Here is an 871-nt window from a genome sequence, read left to right as displayed (position 1 = left end):
GATGACTGGGGTGAAGTCGTAACAAGGTAGCCGTAGGGGAACCTGCGGCTGGATCACCTCCTTAACGAAAGATTGACGATTGGTAAGAATCCACAACAAGTTGTTCTTCATACGATGTATCTGAGGGTCTGTAGCTCAGTTGGTTAGAGCACACGCTTGATAAGCGTGGGGTCACAAGTTCAAGTCTTGTCAGACCCACCAAATCTGACTAACCAAGCATGAAAGTGCTGAAGCAAACAGAACGGAACGATACATTGACTTATTGATAAGCTGGGGACTTAGCTTAGTTGGTAGAGCGCCTGCTTTGCACGCAGGAGGTCAGGAGTTCGACTCTCCTAGTCTCCACCATACATTCCTACGGAATGTATAAAGACAAAAGCTAATAAATAGACAATCAGTTGATTGTTAGTTTAGTCCTTAAGCGATCAAGTGTTTAGATCCTAGAGATTAACAAGTACAAGCGTTATGATACGCGCACTTGATAATCTCTGTGATTTATCACAGTTTCCTGACCTGACGAAGGCTGGAAAAATCATTAACAGAATATATTTGAGTTGAAATAATTTGTTCAAACTCGTTTTTAAGATCAACACTAACAGTGATTTATTACTGTGATGTGAAGATTAAAGAAATGAGTTCTAGCGAAATTAACTGAATCAAGCGTTTTGGTATATGAATCTAATTGAAGCTGTACAGTAGTTAAATCTACGAAACGCCAACTGTATGGGTGAGTCGCAAGACAAGCTCTGTTGCTTATCCCACTTGTAAGGATAAACGACTGTTTGGGGTTGTATAGTCAAGTAATTAAGTGCATGTGGTGGATGCCTTGGCAGTCAGAGGCGATGAAAGACGTGATAGCCTGCGAAAAGCT

2 tRNA genes and 1 rRNA gene are annotated in these 871 nt (G+C 41.3%); all 3 read left to right on the top strand.

Annotated elements, in window-relative coordinates:
• A 16S ribosomal RNA gene (locus tag WFH18_RS17555) occupies nt 1–64 on the top strand; the annotation flags it as partial.
• Nucleotides 65–124: 60 nt separating this feature from the next.
• Nucleotides 125–201, top strand: a tRNA-Ile gene (locus WFH18_RS17550).
• A gap of 71 nt (nt 202–272) precedes the next feature.
• Nucleotides 273–348 (top strand) — tRNA-Ala (locus WFH18_RS17545).
• Nucleotides 349–871: the final 523 nt, after the last annotated feature.

Source organism: Acinetobacter sp. USHLN143 (genome assembly GCF_037145695.1).
In the GTDB taxonomy this organism is placed as follows: Bacteria; Pseudomonadota; Gammaproteobacteria; order Pseudomonadales; family Moraxellaceae; genus Acinetobacter; species Acinetobacter fasciculus.
This window is presented reverse-complemented; position numbering and strand designations above follow the sequence as displayed.